The organism is Coleofasciculus sp. FACHB-712, assembly GCF_014695635.1.
In the GTDB taxonomy this organism is placed as follows: Bacteria; Cyanobacteriota; Cyanobacteriia; order Cyanobacteriales; family FACHB-T130; genus FACHB-T130.
Genome location: NZ_JACJOQ010000488.1, coordinates 1 through 4472, shown reverse-complemented (window position 1 = coordinate 4472; position 4472 = coordinate 1). Strand labels below are relative to the sequence as shown.

Here is a 4472-nt window from a genome sequence, read left to right as displayed (position 1 = left end):
TACTGGATGGCGATCCAGCCAGCAATAATCTCTCCTGGCAGTGGGTTGCCAGCACCTTTAGCCAAAAGCCTTATTTCTTTAACCGGGAGAACTTAGAACGCTATACGGATGGCGTCTATTGCCGCCAATGCCCCCTGTACGGTCATTGTGACTTCGAGGGCAGCTACGATGAACTAGAGAAGCGATTGTTTCCTAAAGCTCAAAGTTTCGATCGAAGTGGCGGTAGCAAGAGTTTTCAGCGCGGGAAGAAGCGTCGGTAGTGCGCGAGTTTTGAGTGCGTGAGTTTTGAGTGCGCGAGTTTTGAGTGCGTGAGTCTTGAATTAATGAAACAGCCGATAATTTGGGTGCATGGAGACTGTTTAAGTCCTGGAAATCCCGCATTGCAAGCATACCCTGAAAGCTCCGCGATATGGGTTTGGGATGATGCTTTGATTGAAGAGTGGCAGCTGAGTCTCAAGCGGATTACTTTTATTTATGAATGTTTGCTAGAACTTCCAGTAACGATTCGACGCGGGGATGTCGCTGCTGAAGTTATTGCTTTTGCCAAGGAACACAATGCCGATGGAATTGTTACAGCAGAAAGTCCTAGCCCCCGTTTTGGCCTCATTTGCGACAACATTGAGGAATCGCTGCCTATCGAAGTGTTACCTGTTGAGCCATTTGTAAAATACGACGGATATATTGACCTTAAACGCTTTTCTCGCTACTGGCGCGTTGCCGAACGTTATGTTTTTGATTAGCACTGGGAGACTATTGTGAAGAATACAAGAACTCAGAGTTTGATCGCGATCGCTCTTTTTTCCTCAACTAGCACTGCGGCTTATTCGCGTCCAGCGTCGAATATCCAATCGATACCAATGCAGCAACAACTTGGGGAAGTAGTGTCGCATTTAGTCGGAGTAATGGACACGTCTGCACAAGCGCAAGCCAATCCCAAAGCCCCAAATGTGAGAATGACTACCTGCAAAGTCAGCATAGAAAATACTAAAAAAAATCCCAAGGTAGTTTTCCTCTACCAAGAACAAGCGATGTCCCAGAATCTTGCCAAGCCCTATCGGCAGAGACTCCTAAAAATTGCCCCCAGTGCTGATAACCAAAGCATAGAATCGCAATCATTTAAACCACCAACACCAGAAGCTTTGATTGGTCTATGTAGCAAACCAGAAGCAAAGCGTGTCATCAAATTAACCGATATTGGTGCTGCTAAATGCAGCGTATTTTTAAAACCTGACGGTGAGAATTATATCGGCGAGACACCGAAGGCAGGTTGTCCCAGCGACTACAAAGGCGCAGTGAAAGTAACAAATCGAATTGTGCTGCATTCTACTGGAATGGACACATTAGATCGGGCTTTTGATGCCGCAGGGAATCAAGTTTGGGGGTCAAAAGGCGAACCTTATCAGTTTCGGTGGGTTCAGCCAAACGCGAGTCGATGAAATAGTTGTTAATTTGTGGATTGAAAAAGGCTTTGGATTAAATTAATACCCATAACTGCTAATTGCTTAAATCCCTTTTTTTAAACGAGATAGCAACGGCTGGTTATTTCTTAATTCATCCACAAATTAGGGTTATTTCTTTCTCGCCCTTCCGAGTCATTAGCACTAGGTCAATTAGACACTGTAAGGGATTGATCCAGATTTTTACTTCCAGAGCTGAAAATCTGTTTTTTAAAACACCTAATTATCCTTATTCTCATCGTCCTCCTCAGCCTCGTCAAGTGGCTCTTGTATCTGAGCGAAAAGACCAGGTATTTCAAGTTGCTCCCACTGAAATTCTGGTGTTGAAGAATTAATCAATGTATCTTTTGTCATTTCTGTTTCAAGTGGTTTTACTGCCTAACTTTAGTAAAAAGGCACTTACCGGAAATGTCGAGATGGAAATTTTTTTCTACCTACCTGACAGGTAGGTAGAAAAAAATTTCTAGGTTGCCAGACTATGGTTGGATAGATTAATCTCGACTTAAAGCACTGAAGGAGCTGGTTGCACAGCTAACTTGCTATGGAAGAGATAGTAAAAAGCAGGTATCGTGACTTTCTAGAAAAGGAGGCAAGCTCCTTGAAACCAGCAGCAAGAAAGGTCTTCCTGGTAGAGTCCGATCCTGATAATCGGGGCAAGGGAGACAAAGATCGCGCCAAAGATTTAGGGATGAGCGAGGCTGCTTATAAAAGGCAAAAGACCTCAATGTACCAACAGTTAGGATTCCAATCCGAAGGTCACAAGCGTGAAGACTTTCTACATCAATTAGAAGAAAAGTTTTGGAAATCTCCAAGTGAGCAAGAGCGAAGACGCTTAGAAATTGAGCAGCTAAATTCACTGTCTCAATCCTTATTTTCGTCAAACGATCAACTTGGAGCATTATTAGCCGCTGTTAAGGCAGGCAGAAAATTACAGGATACGGAAGCACCAGATGATATCAAAATTCAGACAGTGTGCAGGCTCCAGCAGATACTTTTTACAGTGCGAGAGCGTAACCGCTTTCAGGGACATGGCGCTGGTGTTACTAGCGTTAGCTTCAGTCCTGATGGTCAGATACTAGCTTCAGCTAGTGAGGACGGCACAGTGAGGCTTTGGAGCATTGGCGGCACTTTGCTCAAAACTCTGAAGCACAATAATGATGGCTTCGTAAAGGTCTGGAATGTAAAATTTAGCCCTAACGGTAAGATGCTAGCTTCAGCCTATCAGTCAGGCAAAATAATTATCTGGAAGCTCAACATTGACACCAACAATGGCCCTGAATTCTCAATTCTTGAGCATGATAGTTGCGTCCATAACGTAAGTTTCAGCCCTGATGGTCAGATGCTGGCTTCATCTGACCATCAAGGGACGGTAAAACTTGGGAGTATAGATGGCAATAAACAGGACACTTTCAAAAGACAAAACGGTATTGAGAGCATCAGTTTCAGTCCTGATGGTCAGGTGATAGCTTTGGCTATTCGGGATAGAGTGGAACTATGTAATCTCAATGGTACTAATAGACAAACCCTTATACACGGCAAGCCTGTCATCAGTGTCAGTTTTAGTTCTGATGGGCAAACGCTAGTTTCAGCGAGTGATGGCGGAACAGCAGTCATCTGGAGCCTAGCGAGGGATGAATGGCAAACCATTCCTTTACAGAGCGATTTCATCACTGCTATGAGCCTCAGCCTTGACGATCAGGTGCTAGCTTCGGCAGATTACGATGGGATAGTCAGACTCTGGACCATTGATGGCACAGAATTGCAAACCTTCCAAGGCCATACTGGCGCGGTTAGTTCTTTAGCGTTTAGCCCTGATACTCAGACGCTAGCTTCAGCTAGTGCTGATGGGACACTCAGGCTCTGGAGCCTAAGCAGTAACAAACGGCAAACCTTTCGAGGTCATAGTGAGCCAGTCAATAACATAAGCTTCAGTCCTGATAGTTTATTAATAGGATCTGCCAGTTTAGATCAAACTGTGAGAATTTGGAGCATTGATGGTACTGAATTGGAAGCCCTTCTAGGTCATGAGGATTCCGTCGAAAGCGTGAAATTTTGTTCCAATGGTCAGATGCTAGTTTCTGCTTGTTACTTTGCCACAGTGAAACTCTGGAAACGTGACGGCGAAAAATTCAAAAATTTCAAAACTTTGAAACTTAACAGTAGGGATGTCTATTGTTTAAGTAGCATGAACCTTAGCCCTGACGGTCAGAGTATAGCTTTATCCGACGCTCGTGGAAGAGTCGCAATTTGGGACATCAAGGAAAAATTCCCCAAAACCATAAAAACTTTTGAGGGGATAGTTCTAGACGTAAGCTTTAATCCCGATGGTCAAACACTGGCATTAGCTTGTGACAAAGGAACAGTTGGACTCTGGAATTTCGATACTAATGAAGTCAAAACTTTCCAGGCACATGGTGAAGCTGTCAATAGCTTGAGTTTTAGTCCTGATGGTAAGATACTTGCCTCAGCTAGTAGGGACAGAAACGTGGGACTTTGGAGCTTAGACGGCAGTTTATTGCAAACTTTCCAAGGCCACAGCTCTTGGGTTAATAGTGTTTGTTTTAGCCCCAATGGTCAAATACTAGCTTCGGGCAGTAACGATGAAACAGTGAAAGTATGGAGCCTTAATGATAGACAATTATTACACACTTTTCGCGGGCATACTGACAATGTAAACAGCGTCAGCTTCAGTGCTGATGGTAAAATGTTAGCTTCAGCTAGTGATGATGGTACGGTTATTCTGTGGAATTTGGATCTAGAAAATCTACTGGTGGGCGGTTGCAATTGGCTGCGTGACTATCTGAAGACTAACCCCAATGTGAGTGAGCGCGATCGCCATCTTTGCGACGGTATTGGCACTAAGCAGTAGGCAGCCATTTGAGTTTTATCTGTGCTACAAAAGACGCGATCGCATCCCTTCAACCAACCACGCGATCGCTCTTGATAAGCTTGAAGCTTCATCTAGTTGCGATTTTGGTTCAAAATTTTAGAATGCGATCGCTGCTGAGTTCAACG

Annotated in this window: 4 protein-coding genes and 1 pseudogene; 4 read left to right on the top strand and 1 reads right to left on the bottom strand. The window is 44.1% G+C overall.

The genetic code is table 11. The annotated features are described in order from the left end of the window. From H6F50_RS16060 to H6F50_RS16050, 3 genes and pseudogenes are all read left to right on the top strand, one after another. A pseudogene (locus tag H6F50_RS16060) lies at positions 1–260 on the top strand (deoxyribodipyrimidine photo-lyase); the annotation flags it as partial. Positions 261–323: 63 nt separating this feature from the next. Continuing rightward, a complete protein-coding gene (locus H6F50_RS16055; protein ID WP_190429465.1) occupies positions 324–740 on the top strand; it encodes a hypothetical protein in 417 nt (138 codons plus the stop codon). A 15-nt stretch (positions 741–755) separates the two neighbouring features. Next, a complete protein-coding gene (locus H6F50_RS16050) occupies positions 756–1436 on the top strand; it encodes a chromophore lyase CpcT/CpeT (RefSeq protein WP_199292195.1) in 681 nt (226 codons plus the stop codon). Positions 1437–1676: 240 nt separating this feature from the next. Here the strand turns inward: H6F50_RS16050 and H6F50_RS27645 are convergent, their stop codons facing one another. Then, positions 1677–1811: a hypothetical protein gene (locus tag H6F50_RS27645; RefSeq protein WP_277879354.1), complete on the bottom strand. Its 135-nt coding sequence runs from the start codon at positions 1809–1811 to the stop codon at positions 1677–1679. A gap of 244 nt (positions 1812–2055) precedes the next feature. Between H6F50_RS27645 and H6F50_RS16045 the strand changes: the two genes are divergently transcribed. Continuing rightward, positions 2056–4326, top strand: coding sequence for a WD40 repeat domain-containing protein (locus H6F50_RS16045; protein WP_190429464.1), 2271 nt, complete (start codon positions 2056–2058; stop codon positions 4324–4326). The last annotated feature ends 146 nt before the right edge of the window (positions 4327–4472 follow it).